The following is a 16,623-nucleotide window of genomic DNA, read 5'->3' as shown; positions in this document are numbered from 1 at the left end:
TTTCGCTACTTGGTCGCGATAAACGCCATCCAGTAGAAGGTCCAGCCGGTGACCCCGGTGAAGTACATGCCGATCGCGGCACTCCAACCCAACCACTTGTGTGTGGAGCTGTAGGGCCCTGGGACGGGTGGGCTCGCGAAACGCCTTAGCGCTCCCGCGATCGTGACGATCCACAGGAGGGTCGTGAGGCAAGCGAGCGTCACGTGGAAGTAGAGGAAGGGAAACAGGATCGTGTCGTAGTAGGGCGATTCGGTCGCGAGGTGCCGCCAGCCGTAGATGCGAATGTCGAGCTCGAAGAGGATCACCGCCAACAGCAAGACGACGCCGGTAGTGACCTGGACTCGCTTGTGCAAGAGGTAGTTCTGGCGCGCTTTGACGAGGTAGATGCTCCAAGTCAGTACCGGCAGAATGGCGACCATGGCCGTCGCGACCACGTCGAGCATGAATGAAGCCCGACTGAACGGAATGAACCCCGGTGGCATCATTGAAGATCCTTCGCCTCTCGTTGGCCGACGACGGTCTTGAGGTGTCGGCGACCTTTCCCCCCATGGGGACATCATATGAGTGGGAGGGATGAACGCGGGCGCGTTTTGGCGGGAACGTCGGCCTCGCGCGAGGGAGGATATTGTGAGATCTGCGTCTTCTGTCGGCATGGACTGCTAGGACACTGTCGAGCGTCCAAGTTCGGGCTTACGGTTGAACAATTCGCCCTCACTGGCCGAGCAGTAGCCTGTGGCACCCGAGAATCGAGTGGACCATCGCACTATTCCGAGGTGGATGTGGCGAGTTCTTCCTCGGTGATTTCGAGACCAATGCCGGGACTGGTCGGTAACTCGATGGCGTCGCCCTCGATCGCAAGCCCCGTGGGGACTCGGCTGGTCGTCATGCGCAAGAGCGAGAGGCCGATGCTCGGGTTGCCGAGGGCCTGCGACTGGAAGTGCAAGCGGTGCGCGAGCGCAATGTCCGTGTCGATCTTGCCACGCAACGCGACGCCCAGGCCGAGCGACTCGCAAAGCGTCAGCAGACGTCTTCCCCCGGAGTGACCGCCAGCCCTGCCCAAGTCGATCACCGCCGTGTCGATGCCCCCGCTCTTGGACAAGTTCAAGAGCTCGCCGGGATGTGTCACGCTCACGCCGACCTGCGGACCACTCCCCGCGACTCGTCCCAACTGGGCGTATCCTTCGGCACCAGGCATAAGTAGAGGATCCTCGACTCCGTCAATCCCCGCCTTCGCGAGCTGCCCCAACAACCGCTTGGCGGTCGGCAGGTCGTGACCTCGCTCGAACGCGACGACCAATTCCGTGCTCGTGGGGATCGCCTCGCGCACGGCCATCGCGAACGCGGCATCCTGAGCCATGTCGCTGGAGCCGACGTGGAGTCGTACGGAGCGATACCCTTCCTGGACGGCTTTCCGGGCCTGTTCCGCCGCTTCGTCGGGGTTCTGTCCCGCCACCGAGTGACAAACGCGCTGAGGACGTCCGTGATAGCCCCCGAGCAGCGCCGCGAGAGGCAGGCCCAGACAACGTGCCCAAAGATCGTGAACCGCCATGTCGATCGCGGAGGCGGCCGGGCCGAGCGGTTCGCCCAGCGAGAGAGAGGTTCGTCCGGAGAGAATCTCGTTCATCCGTGCGACGTTCCAGACGGGAAGGTCGGCAAGCAGCTTGCCGAGGGACTCTTCGACGGCCAGGGAGATCGCTTCGGCCGCTTCCTCGGTGCCGAGGGGCCCTTGAGAGATTTCCGCCCAACCGACGACCCCGTTGGAGGCGGTCACGTTGACCAGCAGGGCCGGAACTCGGGTTCCCTTCTCGACAAGGAGTCGTTCACCCAACTGAAGGTCGCGATCGGACTCGAAAGCGTCGACGACAACCCGGACTCCGTCGATGACGACGCCGGTGAGTCCCGAGTCGGCCGAGAGCGGCGGGGTGTTTCGAATCTCCTGGAGGACTTCGGGCGGAAGAGTGATCCGCTGGCTGTCACCGTTGGCGCTCGTGGGCGCCACCGATTTGCTCGAGCCGTGTGGTTCGGGTACGGGATGGGTGATCGGGGCGGACTCCGAGGAGGGAACTTCCTCGGGAGCTGTTGGGACGCGGAAGATGCGGCGGCACGATTTGCAGCGGCCGCGTCGCCCCAGATGATCGGGGGTGACTTGGATCGGGCTGCCGCAGTGGGGGCACTCGATCCGAATGCGTCCCGCGACGACCGAGCCCTCGACCCACTTGCCCATGGGGGCGGCGAGTCGTTTGCTCGAAGCCTGCGAGTCCGACGTCGAGGCCGAGTCTTCCGCGGAAGCGGGTGTGAAGAAGAGTTCCTCGGAGGTCGAATCCATTTCACCACTGCCTGACAAGGGATTGTTGTTTCCGGTCGACGCCGAGTCGTTTGGCTCGGCCGATTCGTTCGACTCATCGGGTAGACCGATCCAATGGACGCTTTCGGGAGAGGTGTAGAGGTCCTCGCTCCTCTCGCCGGAGGGGGAGGCCGGTGGCTTCGATTCGCCCGACGGACGTGGTGCCGAGCGAATCGCGCTTGGAAGGCCGGAGTTATCGGAAGGGGACGATTCGTCGGACACGACCTCGTATCCGGAATCGGGAACGACCACGACGGCCTGGCATCCTCCACACCGACCCTTCCGGCCGATCATCGCTCCGGGGACGAACATGGAGGCGCCGCAGTGTGGGCAGGCGAAGCGAATTTGTTGGGAGTGAGTGGAAGCCATGGTGCGATTCTACTGGCGGGCACTCGTGAAAGAAGAAGACACCGGTGCCGCCATGGAAAGATTCATCGAGTTGTCCGTGACCCATCGCGCTCGTTGTTGCTCGCGGGCGGTCGCCGCCGAGGGCATGCGAAGGGCAGCCGCCTGTCATCGGGCACGTTCGGGACCGCCTGAGGTATCCGCACCTCTCCTTGCCCGACTGCTGCAAGCGTAGCAGACTCTCGGCGGCTCGTAAAGCAGGCCCGCGGGATCGTGGCCCTGTTCGTCATTGGCTTTCGTGGTACCCTAGGGGGGAAGGAAGCCGGACCGAACGGAGACGCCGGCACTGCCAAGCTTTTCACGTGATTCGTCGCTCGGGAAGAGCATGTCGCACGCGCGGCGGGACGAGCTGGACCGAAGCTAGTTCGAAACGTCGACTAGCAGCCAGCATCGCTTCGCGGTCTGCTGGCGCGGACAGAGCTTTCGCGAGAGGACCAAGTTGGGATACGCCAGGTTGTCGCGACGTCGTTGGATCATCCTCGGAAGCCTTCTCGGTGTCGTTCTTCTTTTGTTGTTGGGAGTTGGACTGACGATGCTTTCGCCACCGGCGAGCGCCGTGGAGTTCGCGCCGCCGGTCACGGCCAGCGTCTTCGATGGCGATCGCGCCTACGAGTATCTCAAGGGAATCTGTGCCCTCGGTCCGCGCATGAGCGCCTCCGACGCGATGCGCCGCCAGCAGGAACTGCTCAAGGAGCACTTTGAAACGCTCGGAGCCACGGTCGAACTCCAGCGCTTCGAGGGGAGACAGCCTAGTCTCGGGCAGCGGACCTTTCCCTGTGCCAACTTGATCGTCCGCTGGCACCCCGAAACCAAGCGGCGCGTCCTGCTCGGTGCCCACTATGACACCCGACCCAAGGCCGATCAGGAGCCGATCTTCCGCAACCGCGAGAAACCTTTTCTCGGGGCCAATGACGGCGCCTCGGGGGTGGCGTTTCTCATGGAACTGGGGCGAGTGATCCCCCAGCTCGACCTGAAGGTCGGCGTCGACTTCGTCCTCTTCGACGCGGAAGAGTACATCGTTGACAAGAACCGCGACCGCTACTTTCTCGGCTCGGAGTACTTTGTCGACCAGTACGTCAACAGCCGGCCCGACTATCGCTACGAGAAGGTGATCGTCGTCGACATGATCGCCGACCGTGAGCTAGAGATCTTTCCCGATCAACGCTCCGCGGCCAAGGCCGGCAGGCTCGTGGGGGAAGTCTTCGGCATCGCCAACGAACTCCGCCTCCGGCAGTTCGTCCCTCGCGTCAAGTACGACGTGCTCGACGACCACGTCGCCTTCCAGAAGAAGGGGATTCCCGCGATCGTGCTGATTGACTTCGACTATCCGCATTGGCACCGTTTGACCGACACGCCGAAACGCTGCTCGGGTGAGAGTCTCGAGGTGGTTAGCCGGGTGATCATCGAGTGGTTGAGGCGGCAACAATGAGCGACGTCTATTCAGCAAGCGTTCTCGTCGCGGACGTGACGCCGTTGGCGACCTCCGGGAAGGTCCTGCTCTCGCTTGCCGGGGTGGGCGCGATCGTGACCGCTCTGTGGCTGCTAAGGCTCCGTCGCCGCACCGCCAAGTCGGGGGACATGGTTCATCACTTGTGGGAAGCCGTCCCCTCGTCGGGATGGCGTCCGGTCATCGCGATCCTGCTCGCGATCGATGGATTGATGGCGATCGTGGGCGTCTGGATTGATCCGCGCCAGACGCCGCGCGCGTTTGTCGTTTTTTGGAGCGTCATCATCCTGTTGACGGGCGTCGTTGTCTGTCTGGCGGTCCTGGACATCCTCATTCTGAGGCAACAGGGCCTGCGCGCGGAGCGAGACCTCGCCAAGACGCTCGACGATCGCCTGCGCGACGAACTCGAGGAGTATCGCCAAGCACAGGCGCACCGCCACAACGGAAGCACGCCAAGACAGAACTAATCGAGACGAATCGTGCAATCGGCGTGATGAAACGCGGAGATGCTCACCAGAGCCGGCCATCGGCCGGCACGCGTGATGTCACGAGAAGCTCGGCAGTACCAAGGGTACTAACGGTAATAGCTACCAAAGAGCAACAGCGCGATCGCGCTACACCCCAGCACCAACGGCAAGGCTTCGAGAACGACTCCCATGAGGGAGGATCGGCTTTCTGCCCGAGAAGGTGTCCGAAACTGGGGATTGGTCAATCCAGCCGAAACAATGCGGTTTGCGTGATATGCCACGGTTCTATCCCTCCTTAGGAGAATGAGCACGCGCGGCCCGAACCGGACAGTCGGTTTGCCGACCAGCCGGTCGGAACAAACCCCTTTAACATGCTTTTGCGGAGCGAGAAAGATGGATTCCCGCTTCGGGCTCGGTAACGCACTCCCAAACCATCGCCTCGTCCATGAGGCCTCGGGAGAGGAACACCATAACCTCTCCCGCGTCAATCACTTGAGACAAATGGCATGCCGAAGAGGTTCACCCTCCTCTTCTGCCATTCTCGCACCGTCCATAAGATTTGCAAATCGTGTTCCAGTAGGTCAATCAGGATCACTAATTGTAAAAAGTGGTACGCGGAGTCGGGAATCAAGGCCGAAATGGACCAGAATCGAGCCCGATCGGTCCCATTTTGCTTCCTTTTCATCTCCGACTGCTGCTGTGTTTGCTGTCACCGCTGCTGAAACTTTTCTCATCTGGACACTTTGTGATCACCGCGCGTTTCAAACTGATCGTCCCTGACCTGGATTCTCTATTTCCTCACGGTGACAAATCACCGTCCGTGCCCCTTTCGAGGAGCGTCGATTGGATCATGGCCGGCATGATGGCTCGTTCAAGCACGCTGTTTTTGGCCTCTTCGCCGAACTTGCCCAACTAACGGTAGCATCGATGATGCCACGGGGAAGGGGTGGGAGCATTTCCGTCACAAGTGGTGACCGGGGAGCCATTTCGCTCGCAGGGGCCGAACCGGTGATGAAACCGCCACTGGATCGTCGACGGCCAAAGTGACTTCGAATCAAGCAGTCAGCTCGTGGAAATCGAGCGGAAATGGGACGCGATCGTCCACTTGCATCCAACGCTGGCCGGGAAGTCAGAGATGGGTAGAATCGTGCATGCCGATGCCGCGTCGGGGAACCGAGAAACCTATCTCGGAGAAGTAGCCATGCATTGTTGGGACGTGGGGGGCGCTGTCGCGCCTCGGTTCACTCGTCTTTCGATCCTGTTGGTCCTCGTGGGGTCTCCGTTTGGATGTTCGGAGTGGTCTCCGCCGGGAGATTCGTCGGACCCCGCCAGCCTCGAGGCCCGGCTGTCGCACATCAAGATTCAAGAGGAAAGGATGTCCGAGGAAGCCCTGGCGCGAAGAGCTCGCTCGTTCGCGATCCTGAAAGAGGAAGGTGTTCCCTACATCGACCATTTGCCGGTGATCGAGACGGAGGCGGAGTCCGTGCGCCGATCGACCGAGGAGGTTGCTCTGCGGACAATGGCTCTGGCTCTCGTGGCGGCGAAGGGGGAGGGGCTCGAACAGGAGCATGTCGACAACTGGATCGAACGGTTCGATCTGGCGGAAGCCTTCACGCCGCAGGAAAGAGAGTTCATCCAGGATCCCGATCCGGACCCCGCACGGAGCGTTCATTTATCCTGGCGTTATGAATGCTGCTGGGTCCTGCTTTGGGCTCTCGGGTACTTTGAAGAACTCCATCGACCGGACACGATGTGTGACCCCAAAAAGGTGGTCTCGCTTATCTTTGGCGACTCTCGTGAGGCGTTCATCAAGAACGCCAAGCTTCGCTCCCAGAAGGATCTCCTTGATGCCGCCGACCTGATCTACCGTTATCACTGGGCTGCGGTCGAGGCCCAAGTCAACAATGGAGACGATGCTGCCGGGCTTCACGATGGCGTCTGCGTGGAGCATCATCGTGCCTTGAACTGGCTCATCGGCCACATGAACGCGCAATGGGATGATGTGAGCACCGATACTTAGCGGCTAGTCGCGACGATGATCGGGTGTGGTTCTCCGGCAAGGCGGTCGCGAGGCGGCCACCGTCTCGACGCCCCCATTGGGACGAAAGGATGAACCGAACACCATGCGACGTGTCCTCTTTAATTGTTCCAGGAACAAGGTGCGCCGTTCTGTGGGGCAGGCCAATACAGTGCGACGCTGAGTGCTTTGCGGCTATCCCGGCCTCGTCGCGTTCGTCGACCCATCAGTACCCCAAAGGAGTCAGGCAATGGCCTGACCTACGAAGCGGAAACAGCAATGGGGCACGCGAGCCTCGGTTCGGGTAGCTGTAGCTTGACTCCGACCCCGCGCGATTGACCCGTTTGGACGGCACGTCCACAATGGCCGATCTGGCGCGGGGAACGCGAGGGACGTTGGCTGAGTGGGGACTTCAACCGTCATGAAGATGGATTGCCCGAAGTGCGGGGAACCGGTTCCAGATGATCAGGTGAACGTGGCGACCGACGTCGCGTTCTGCCCGGCGTGCGACGAGATCTTCTCGCTCTCGAAGATGATTTCGGCCGGCAAGTTCGTCAGCGACTTCGACATTCATTCGCCGCCAAGCGGGGCGTGGTTCGAGGACCATGGGCTCGGCTGCCAAGTGGGGGCGACGACGCGGTCGTGCGCCGCTTTCTTTCTCGTCCCTTTCATGTGCGTCTGGTCGGGCTTTTCGCTCGGTGGGATCTACGGCACCCAGATCGCCGCGGGGAAGTTCAACTTGGTCATCTCGCTCTTCGGCATCCCCTTCCTCTTCGGGACGATCCTCTTCGGTTCGATCACCCTAATGGCCATCTTCGGCAAGGTCGTGGTAACGATCGATGGAAACGATGGCTCGGTCTTCACCGGAATCGGACCCGTCGGGTGGACGAGGCGGTTCGATTGGAGGGAAATTTCCGCGATCGAGGAGGAGATCGTGGCTTCGAGCAGATCGACGAGCAACTATCGTAGTACGATGCAAGTCATCTCCCTGCTGGGCCAGAAACGGCTTCGCTTCGGCAGTATGCTCTCGCAAGCGCGGCGCTACTACATGCTTCAAGTCTTGCGGACACTTCTTGCACGCCGGGGATGAGGCGATGGGATCTCTCAGAACTCGATAATACTGCCATCGTCGACGATGGAGAGGTTCTTGTAGAGATCGAGGTCGATCGTCTCGTTGAGGAAGCGAACCGACCCGTCCCCCATCGTGAAGTGGGCGCCGCCGGGATGGAGGCTCGAGAACCAGTGGCGAAAACGCCAGTCGGTGTCGGGGAAGTTCATCGGGTAGCCGGTCGAGCCGGCAACTTCTCGGACGCCGGAACCGCCGCTGTTGTCGCGATTGCCCATGCTGGCGCCGACCCAGTGCGAGTAACGATCGCTCGTCTCTCCGGGCATGCGCGAGGCACGTTCGCCGACCATGAGCGTCTTGCTGGCGCCGTCACTGATCTTGCTCAAGTTCGTCGAGATGTTGCGCGAGCCGAAGATGCCGTTGCCGGCTTGGCGCAGGGCGAGCGAGTAGTAGCCGCCGTCCCCGTTGACGCCGATGTAGTTGGCCCGCGCGACTTTGGGGCTCGAGCCACCCATGTCGGGAATAAAACGCCCGCTGGAGATCGCGTCGGCGGCGCTGTCGGTTGGGCAGCGGAAGACGGCGATGCGCTCCTGCATCAATTCGAGAAGTTCCGGGGTGGTGGCCGCGTCGTCGAGAGGAATCGCGCCTGGGCCGAGCCGCTCATAAAGTCCGGACAGATCGAGCTGCGGAAGGATCAGCGACGCCCATCCCCAAGACGGATCGTTGCATTCGCCGGCGACGTTGCCCCCGGTGTAAGTGCACTGAGCGGTGTCGGTCTGGTAGATGAGCATCGGCGGGAAACCGCCATGGGCCTCGTGGTAGCTATGCAGGGCGAGGCCGATCTGCTTGAGGTTGTTGGCGCACTGACTGCGGCGGGCCGATTCGCGGGCCTGCTGCACCGCGGGAAGCAGAAGCGACACTAAGATCCCGATGATCGCGATGACGACCAGAAGCTCAACGAGCGTAAACCCACGGCGATGACGCATCTCGACACTCCTAGGTGGGAATCGGATTGAAGCGGCGACACATTGAGTAGCGATCATCGTGCCAAATGCCCGCGAACCGAACAAACGCGACCAGGCAGGCGATGATCGGGAAGGTTTCGAGGGATGGGGAAGCGAATCGCGAGCGATCACCGCCCGAGAACTGCTCTCGATCTTAGCAGCGCTGTTGTGATCGCGGCAAGAGAACCCGTCAATGAACACGTCTTTGTTCAGAGAATCTCGCGCAGCTCGTCGAGGACCGTAAGGGCCTGTTCGCGGATCTCCCCTTCGGTCGGTTCTCCCCCATGCTGGAACGCGAACGCGCTGGCCCACTGGTTCATGTCCGACGCGTATGCGACCAGAAGGTCGTGAACCCTGGTCGGGTTGCCGTCGGGGCCGATCAGGTAGAGCCCCTCGTTGGCGGCGGTATCGTAGATCTGCCAGTTGAGCACGAAAGGAGTGCCCCAGTCGATGGCCGCTCGCATGACGTCGATCGTGAGTTCGAACCGCTGATCGGGCGTGACATCGGTGAGGTAGAAACCGAACTCTCCGATGAAGACCCGTCGATCGAAGGGAAGTCCCTTCTTGGAAATGAGAAGACTCTCGATGTAGGAGAGGTTCTCGCCAAGGGCGTCGTCGTAGTTCCCGACGTTGCCCTCATCGAGAATCACGTCGTAGGCCGAGTAAGACACGAAGTCGACATTCGTCGCCGGCAACACGGCGTTGACGACGCGTTCGAAGCCGAGTTCCTGGGCATCGTCGACCCGGTTGACTTCGAGGTAGTGGAAGACCTCGACGCCGTCGCCGGTGAAGTCAAACTTGGCTTGGTCGATGGCGTCCTGACGCAGGTTGAGCCAGTCGATGAGGCCTTGGACCCGCTGATCGTTGACGTCGGCGAGGGTGGGGTTCCATTCGAGCAGGTTCCAGTCGGTCTCCCAGTTGCCGATCATGAACGTCTTGCCGGTTCCCTCGAAAGTCTCGAGCAGGTAGGTCGCGAGGTTGTAGGTCACTTCGTATTCGTTGACGTACTCTTCGGGGCTGATGCCGATGTTGTCGGCCCACGGTCCCGAGCGTTCGAGCCAGAAGAAGTAGTAGTCGAAGTCCATGCCGAGGACGGTTTGGAAGGACTCATTGCTCTGGAGGAGAGCGACCGGATCCCATTGGTGCAGGCTCCCCAAGCCGTAGAGCGTCGGGTCGAGCGCGACTTTGAGGATATTCGATCCCGTCGCTTCGATGGCCCGGGCGGTTTCGACGAGGGAGGTCTCCTCCGTGAACGAATAGCCTGGCCCGATTGATTGGGTACCGAGGAAGACGTTTCTCGCCGGCGTCACGTCGCTCGGATCGGGGGTGGTTGGGGGAACCTCGGTGGCGGGAGGAGCCGTACCTTCGAGGTTCACGGCAAAGTCGGGAGTGACGACGGACCCTCCCAGATAGCTGGCGTTGAATCCGAAGCTGATCGCTTCGCCGGGAGCGAGGGTCTTGTGGTCCTCGGTGGGAGTCGCGACGAGATTGGTTCCTTGGTGGCGAGTGATGGTGGCGTTCCAAACGTAGTCGATGCCGTAGTCGGAAGGCCACGCCCACTGGATATCTCGAACCGTCACCGGCTCGGCGGTCGGGTTTCGGAGCACGACGTTGGCGCTAAACCCGGTCGCCCACGTCGAGAAGATGGAGAATTCGACCAAGACTGGCGAAGGGCTGGGCGACGGCGTCGGTTTGTCGGTCGATCCGTCCTCGAGCGGGGTGGTGGGATCGGAAGGGGGAACGTCCGGCGACGACACGGGCTCGCCGTTGAGTTCGACCAGTTCGAACGCAGGCTCCGTCCAACCGTCGGGGCCGGTGGCGACGTTGAAGCCGAACGCGATTGCTTGACCGGGGGCAATGGCGCCGTCGGTTTCGGAACGAGCCATCACGGTATCGCCCTCGAACGCGAAGGCGGCATCCCAGGCGTAGGTGATCCGTTGCTGGGCGGGCATTTCCCAAGCGACGGCCCAGCTCTCGACGGGAGCATCGCTTCCATTCCTGACGACGACCGCCACCGTGGCACCGGTGTCCCACTGGCTCAGCAGATGCGTCTCGATGGTGACGAGATCGGCAAGCGCGTCAACCTTGCCCATCTCCGCCTGGCCACTCGCTGTCGGGATCTCGGGCGAAAGGAGGAGATCGGGGCTCGCGGTCAGCAGGCAGCGATCTTCGAGGCTCTCCAGGCAAAGGAGTTGGGTCTTCGGGCGACGCTTTGAGCGCAGCTTGGCCATGCTCTGCTCCAAACGAATAGGCGCGGGTGACGGGATCGAACGGAAGTGTGTGCTATCTAGTACGCCCTGGGCCGAGCAAGCGTTGGTAACCGCCGATCACGGCGAACGACGGCTGGGGCGACATCTGGTGCGGGAGCATTGTTGCGTCCGGTGCGGCGAGGTCAAGTGGTCGCGATCGGGAAGATCGCGTGCGGGCGGACAGTGAGAGGAGAAGGGCGGAGTAGAGAGGGAGGGCGATTGAGAGGGAGGCCAACAAAAGGACCCGGAGGTGGGCCGAGACCCACCTCCGAGACGAGGCTCTTCGCCGAGTCAGCTCAAGTTCATCGACATGAGGAACTCGGGATTGGTCTTGGTGCGACGCAGTCGGCTGGTGAGCAGCTCCATCGCCTCGACCGGGTTCATGTCGTTAAGCACGCGACGCAGGATCCAGATCCGCTTGAGTTCTTCGGGATCGAGCAGCAACTCCTCGCGGCGGGTGCCGGAACGGTTGACGTCGATGGCTGGCCAAATGCGCTTCTCGACCAAGCGGCGGTCGAGGTGAAGCTCCATGTTGCCGGTACCCTTGAACTCCTCGAAGATGACTTCGTCCATCCGGCTGCCGGTGTCGATCAGGGCGGTGGCCAAGATCGTCAAGCTGCCGCCACCCTGGATATTCCGGGCGGCCCCGAAGAACCGCTTCGGCTTGTGAAGCGCGTTGGCGTCGACACCACCGGAGAGGATCTTGCCCGAGTGGGGGATCTCGGTGTTGTAGGCGCGGGCCAGACGTGTGATCGAGTCGAGCAGAATCACGACGTCGTGGCCGAACTCGACCATCCGCTTGGCCTTCTCGATGACCATCTCGGAGACCTGAACGTGGCGGGAGGCGGGCTCGTCGAAGGTCGAGCTGATCACCTCGGCACGCGGGCCCTTGACGGTCCGCTCCATCTCCGTCACTTCTTCCGGTCGTTCGTCGATCAGAAGAACGATGACGTAGACGTCGTTGTGATTGACGAGGATGCTGTTGGCCATCTTCTGCAAGAGGACGGTCTTACCAGTCCGCGGCGGAGCGACGATCAAGCCACGCTGTCCCATGCCGATGGGGGTGACCATGTCGATCACCCGCATGTTGATTTCGGTCGGCTCGCTGGGCAGTTCGAGCTGAAGGCGCTGCTCGGGATGCAGCGGCGTCAGGTCGTCGAAGCTGATCATGTTCCCCATCTTGTCGGGGTCTTCGAAGTTGATCGCCTCGACGCGAAGCAGCGCGAAGTAACGCTCGTTTTCCTTCGGCGGCCGAATCTGTCCCGAGACCGTCACGCCGGTCTTCAGCCCGAAGCGTCTGATCTGGCTCGGCGAAATGTAGATGTCGTCGGGGCAGGGCAGGTAGTTGTAATCGGGACTTCTCAGGAAGCCGAAGCCATCGGGAAGGATCTCGAGAGTTCCTTCGCCGTACATCAGGCCGTTCTGTTTCACCCGTTCCTTGAGGATCTTGAAGATCAGATCCTGCTTTTTGAGGCCGGCATATTCTTCGATGTTCTCTTGCTGAGCCAAGAGCAACAGGTCGGCCATCGACATGTGCTGCAGCTCGGCGAGGTGGGTGCCGAGTTGGCCGCCGCCGCGTTTGATCGCTTCGTAGCGTTTGTTGGTATCGAGATCGGCGAACGCGACTTCTCCATCGCCGTTCTCGGCCGGTGGCGTGGTGGATCGTGACTCCTTACTTCGCTCCCGGGACCGCGCCTTGGCGGGAGGCGGATCGGAGACGGCGACGTTGGAGTCCTCCTCCTTGGCGGTCGGCGTCTTGTCTTCCTTGGGGGCGTCCTCTTTGGCGGATTGGCTTTTGGGACGACGGCCACGACGGCCGGTTGATTCGGACATGATCTTGCTCCTTCTTCGGTGCCGGCGCCGAGATTCGCGAACGGCGGTTGCCGTGTCGATCCGGGAGGGAAAGTACCCCAAAGTCTTCCCCGACATGAGAGACCTGCCCGGATCCGCCGGCGGCGGGATTCGTACCTCTTCTGATTGCACCAACTGACCGTCACCGGGTGACATCCCGATGACATTCGGCATCATCGGGGGACGCCCCGATGATCTTCGGTTCACCGTTCGCCGGGACGATTGGCCCTCGCGGACCAGTCCTCGACCAAGCGAGCGATTCGTCGGCTCACTTCATCCTTCGAGCCGACATTCTCGAGCACGAGATCCGCTCGTGCCCATTTTCGATCCAGCGGCCACTGGGCCGCTTCTCGTCGCGTCAACTCCTCGTCGGTCCACGAGCGGTTCGATCGGAGTCTCTCCAAACGTATTGCCCGTGGAGCGTCGACCGCGACGACATGGTCGCACAGATCGTCCCACCCCGCTTCCGCGAGGATGGCCGCATCGAGGACGATCAATCGCTTCCCTCGTTCCCTCTCCTCGGCGATCCGTTTCTCGAAACGGCGCCGCATTCTCGGGTGCACGAGCTCTTCCAGCTTTCGCATCGAGTCGGGATCGCCGAAGACGATCCTTCCCAGCACCCGTCGGTCGATGTTCCCCGGATCCCCATCCTTCAGGATGCGGTCACCGAACCTCTCGACCAAGCTCTCGATGACCTCGCGGTCTTGGAGCACTTCGTGGCCGACTCGGTCGGCGTCGATGACGACCGCTCCTTGCTCGGTGAAGAGCTGGGCGACGAACGATTTGCCCGCCCCGATCGACCCGGTCACGCCGATCACGATCGACTGTTTCTCACTCACGCCGACCTCCGTCGGCTGTTCGGTTGCCGCCCCGACCAAAGTCGGGTGCTCGGTTGCCGCCCCGACCGAAGTCGGGTGCTCACGACAGGCCCACGACCTCGCCGATCGGCTCGAGGTCGAGCCAGTTGGGACCGACCCCGATGTCGACCTTCAGCGGCACGCCCTTGAGTTGGAGAGCTTGACTCATCTCCTCGTTGACCATCGCGGCGAGGGGATCGACCCGGTCGGCGTCGACTTCGAAGAGGAGTTCGTCGTGGATCTGTAGTAGGAGCCGCGCGCCGAAGTCCTCCGACTCCAAACGCCGATGAATCGATAGCATCGCCCTCTTGATCAGGTCCGCGGCAGAGCCCTGGATGACGGTGTTGATGGCCGTCCTCTCCGGCAGATTGCGGGAGCGGCCAGTCGTCCGCTTAATTCCGTTAATGGGACGACGACGACCCAGGATCGTGGTGACGTAGCCATTTTGCCGAGCGAATTCAAGGACGCCGGTCATAAAGGTCTCGATCGTCGGATAGCGATCGAAGTAGGCATCGATGAACTCGGCCGCTTCCTCTTGGTCGATTTTGAGTTGTTTCGCCAGTCCGTAGGGGCTCTGCCCGTACATGATGCCGAAGTTCACCGCTTTGGCTCGGCGGCGCATCTCCTTGGTGACGTCCTCCAACGACACCGATTCGATCTGGGCCGCGACCACCGCGTGAATGTCCTGATCCTCGGCGAACGCCCGGATGAGGTTCTCGTCCTCACTGAAGTCGGCCAAGAGACGCAACTCAATCTGAGAATAGTCCGCCGAGAGGAGCGCCTGCTCCTTGGCGCCCGGGACGAACGCTTGGCGAATCTTCCTCCCATCCTCCGTACGGATCGGGATGTTCTGAAGGTTCGGATCGCTCGAACTCAAACGCCCCGTCGCGGCGACGGTCTGATTGAACGAACAGTGAACGCGTCCCGTCTGGGGATGACGCATCTGGGGCAACGCGTCGACGTAGGTACTCTTGAGCTTGGCGAGCCCACGATACTCGACGATGAGCGCGCACAGCGGATGCTTTTCCGCGAGCGTTTCGAGTACCTCTTCGTCGGTGCTGGGGCCGGTCTTGGTCCGTTTGACCACCGGTAGCCCAAGCTTTTCGAAGAGGATTCGCCGCAATTGGAGTGGCGAGTCGAGATTGAATTCCTCGTCGGACGCTTCGAAGGCTTGGGCCCTGATCGTTTCGATACGCGAGGCGAACTCCTCGGAGAGTTGCTCCAAACGGGAGGCATCGATCGCGATCCCATGGTGCTCCATCGTCGCGAGGACGTCGATTAGCGGACACTCCAGGTCGGTGTAGAGCTTCTCGAGTTTCTCCTCACCGAGGCGCGGTTCGAGAATTTCGGTCAAGCGAAGCGCGACGTCGGCATCCTCGCCGGCGTAGGGAGCCACCTCGCCGACCGGGACCTCGAGCATCGACTTTTGCGACTTGCCCTTCCCGATCAGCTCGGAGATCTTGATCGTCGTGTGATTCAGGTAGCGTTGCGAGAGCTCGTCGAGGTTGTGATTGCGCTCCCCCGGTTCCAGCAGGTAGCTCGCGATCATCGTGTCGAACGCGACTCCTCGCAGTGCGACGTCGGCGGCCATCAAGACGATCATGTCGTACTTGAGGTTCTGCCCGACCTTTTGGATTTCCGGGTTCTCGAGGATCGGACGCATCCGTTCGAGCACGTCATCGGGATCGAGTTCCGTATCCCCTTCGGGGCCTCGGACAGCGACGTAGAAGGCTTCCCCCGAATCGAAAGCGATCGCGTAGCCGACGATCTCCGCCTCGGTCGGGGTGACGCTGGTTGTTTCCAAGTCGAAGCTGAATCGCGTCGCCTCGGCGAGCCGCTTAAGCAGGCCCGCAAGTTCGCTCTCGCGCGTGACGGCGACGTAGTTGGCTTCCCAGGTGTCGACCGTGGGTTTCTCGGCCCTGATGTCGTCGGCGAAGCGATGGAAGCCGCACTTGGCGAAGAGATCTAGAAGCGCCTCGTGATCGGGTTCGGTCAGCCGCCATTGGGACCAGTCGTCGGGAAGCGGGATGTCGGTCTTCAAGCGAACGAGTTCCCGGCTGAGCAGGGCGCTCTGCTTGCCCTTGGCGAGTTTGAGCCGGACCCCCTTCTGGGGGATCTCGTCGAGGTGCTCGAAGATGGCGTCGAGCGTGCCGTACTTCTGGAGCAGTTGGCTCGCGGTCTTGGGGCCGACCCCCGCGATCCCGGGGACGTTGTCGGTCGAGTCCCCCACCATCGCTTGGTAGTCGACGACTTGTTCGGGGCGAACGCCCCAGTCCTTTTCGAGGGCGTCCCGATCGAGGGTACGATGGCGCCGCAGATCGTAGAGGAAGGCGTGGTCGCTGATGAGTTGCCGGGCGTCCTTGTCGGCGGTGCAGATGAAGACTTCGATCTGTTTGCCGGCGGCTTGGACGGCGACCGAGGCGAGAAAGTCGTCGGCTTCGAGGCCCTTTTCGGAGAGAACGGGGATGCCGTACGCGCCGAGCACCTCTCGAATGACGCCGATCTGCGGTCTCAGGTCAGTGGGCATCTCGCTGCGGTTGGCTTTGTAGTCGGTGTAGATCTCGTGCCGGAAGGTCTCGCCCGAAGCGTCGAAGGCGCAGACGAGGTAGTCCGGGTTCTTCTCCTTGCGCAGGAATTGGATATCGCGCACGAAGCCGAAGACCGCGTTGGTCGGTGTTCCGTCAGGCGCCGTCATGTCCGAGATGGCATGAAAGACCTGATAGATCAACGAATGGGCGTCCACAATGTAAAGACGCTCAGCCATGAAGGGGAACTCGGCTTGGGATCATGATCAGAGAGGGTCCGTGTGGCTCTCGCTGTTGTCGTGAACGTTCGGCCCCGCGATCGGTCTTTTCGGAGACGACTCGGGCACCGAGACTCATCGGCGATAGAAGAGATTGAGCTGGTCCGTCACAG

General features: G+C 61.6%; 11 protein-coding genes. 4 read left to right on the top strand and 7 right to left on the bottom strand.

The annotated features are described in order from the left end of the window. Nucleotides 1-5 precede the first annotated feature (5 nt). Together Pan216_RS22470 and Pan216_RS22465 are read right to left on the bottom strand one after the other, a co-directional pair. A complete protein-coding gene (locus tag Pan216_RS22470) occupies nt 6-485 on the bottom strand; it encodes a DUF420 domain-containing protein (protein WP_145261595.1) in 480 nt (159 codons plus the stop codon). Nucleotides 486-763: 278 nt separating this feature from the next. Further along, nucleotides 764-2,713 (bottom strand): enolase C-terminal domain-like protein, encoded by a 1,950-nt coding sequence (locus Pan216_RS22465; RefSeq protein ID WP_145261593.1) that lies wholly within the window; start codon nt 2,711-2,713, stop codon nt 764-766. A gap of 568 nt (nt 2,714-3,281) precedes the next feature. Here Pan216_RS22465 and Pan216_RS22460 point away from each other — a divergent pair. The 4 genes from Pan216_RS22460 to Pan216_RS22445 all read left to right on the top strand — a co-directional run bounded on the left by Pan216_RS22460 (nt 3,282) and on the right by Pan216_RS22445 (nt 7,770). Further along, nucleotides 3,282-4,178 carry a M28 family peptidase gene (locus Pan216_RS22460; RefSeq protein WP_145261591.1) on the top strand — a complete coding sequence of 299 codons (897 nt, stop codon included), beginning with the start codon at nt 3,282-3,284 and terminating at the stop codon, nt 4,176-4,178. After that, entirely contained in the window at nt 4,175-4,663 is a 489-nt protein-coding gene (locus Pan216_RS22455) for a hypothetical protein (protein WP_145261588.1), read from the top strand. The genes Pan216_RS22460 and Pan216_RS22455 overlap by 4 nt, the downstream gene beginning before the upstream one ends. Nucleotides 4,664-6,038: 1,375 nt before the next feature. Then, nucleotides 6,039-6,683 (top strand): DUF4272 domain-containing protein, encoded by a 645-nt coding sequence (locus Pan216_RS22450; protein ID WP_145261587.1) that lies wholly within the window; start codon nt 6,039-6,041, stop codon nt 6,681-6,683. Nucleotides 6,684-7,101: 418 nt separating this feature from the next. Continuing rightward, complete coding sequence (locus tag Pan216_RS22445; RefSeq protein ID WP_145261584.1) at nt 7,102-7,770, top strand: zinc ribbon domain-containing protein; 669 nt, start codon at nt 7,102-7,104, stop codon at nt 7,768-7,770. Nucleotides 7,771-7,784: 14 nt separating this feature from the next. Here Pan216_RS22445 and Pan216_RS22440 read toward each other — a convergent pair whose 3' ends face one another. From Pan216_RS22440 to polA, 5 genes are all read right to left on the bottom strand, one after another. After that, a complete protein-coding gene (locus Pan216_RS22440; protein ID WP_419192857.1) occupies nt 7,785-8,732 on the bottom strand; it encodes a DUF1559 domain-containing protein in 948 nt (315 codons plus the stop codon). Between the two features lie 227 nt (nt 8,733-8,959). Beyond that, nucleotides 8,960-10,981, bottom strand: coding sequence for a cellulose binding domain-containing protein (locus Pan216_RS22435; protein ID WP_145261580.1), 2,022 nt, complete (start codon nt 10,979-10,981; stop codon nt 8,960-8,962). A 309-nt stretch (nt 10,982-11,290) separates the two neighbouring features. Next, nucleotides 11,291-12,832, bottom strand: a complete 1,542-nt coding sequence (rho, locus tag Pan216_RS22430) for a transcription termination factor Rho (protein ID WP_419192856.1) — start codon at nt 12,830-12,832, stop codon at nt 11,291-11,293. A gap of 221 nt (nt 12,833-13,053) precedes the next feature. Next, nucleotides 13,054-13,689, bottom strand: a complete 636-nt coding sequence (gene coaE, locus Pan216_RS22425; RefSeq protein WP_419192855.1) for a dephospho-CoA kinase — start codon at nt 13,687-13,689, stop codon at nt 13,054-13,056. Between the two features lie 79 nt (nt 13,690-13,768). Then, nucleotides 13,769-16,471, bottom strand: a complete 2,703-nt coding sequence (gene polA / locus Pan216_RS22420) for a DNA polymerase I (RefSeq protein ID WP_145261574.1) — start codon at nt 16,469-16,471, stop codon at nt 13,769-13,771. Nucleotides 16,472-16,623: the final 152 nt, after the last annotated feature.

The sequence above is a fragment of the Kolteria novifilia genome (genome assembly GCA_007748055.1).
GTDB lineage: Bacteria > Planctomycetota > Planctomycetia > Kolteriales > Kolteriaceae > Kolteria > Kolteria novifilia.
This window is presented reverse-complemented; position numbering and strand designations above follow the sequence as displayed.

What these genes read in the sequence shown, in the direction of transcription:
- Pan216_RS22440 (WP_419192857.1), bottom strand. Translation starts at nt 8,732, where the DNA reads ATGCGTCATCGCCGTGGGTTTACGCTCGTTGAGCTTCTGGTCGTCATC.
- rho (WP_419192856.1), bottom strand. Translation starts at nt 12,832, where the DNA reads ATGTCCGAATCAACCGGCCGTCGTGGCCGTCGTCCCAAAAGCCAATCC.
- Pan216_RS22465 (WP_145261593.1), bottom strand. Translation starts at nt 2,713, where the DNA reads ATGGCTTCCACTCACTCCCAACAAATTCGCTTCGCCTGCCCACACTGC.
- Pan216_RS22445 (WP_145261584.1), top strand. Translation starts at nt 7,102, where the DNA reads ATGAAGATGGATTGCCCGAAGTGCGGGGAACCGGTTCCAGATGATCAG.
- Pan216_RS22450 (WP_145261587.1), top strand. Translation starts at nt 6,039, where the DNA reads ATGTCCGAGGAAGCCCTGGCGCGAAGAGCTCGCTCGTTCGCGATCCTG.
- Pan216_RS22455 (WP_145261588.1), top strand. Translation starts at nt 4,175, where the DNA reads ATGAGCGACGTCTATTCAGCAAGCGTTCTCGTCGCGGACGTGACGCCG.
- Pan216_RS22460 (WP_145261591.1), top strand. Translation starts at nt 3,282, where the DNA reads ATGCTTTCGCCACCGGCGAGCGCCGTGGAGTTCGCGCCGCCGGTCACG.
- Pan216_RS22470 (WP_145261595.1), bottom strand. Translation starts at nt 485, where the DNA reads ATGATGCCACCGGGGTTCATTCCGTTCAGTCGGGCTTCATTCATGCTC.
- Pan216_RS22435 (WP_145261580.1), bottom strand. Translation starts at nt 10,981, where the DNA reads ATGGCCAAGCTGCGCTCAAAGCGTCGCCCGAAGACCCAACTCCTTTGC.
- polA (WP_145261574.1), bottom strand. Translation starts at nt 16,471, where the DNA reads ATGGCTGAGCGTCTTTACATTGTGGACGCCCATTCGTTGATCTATCAG.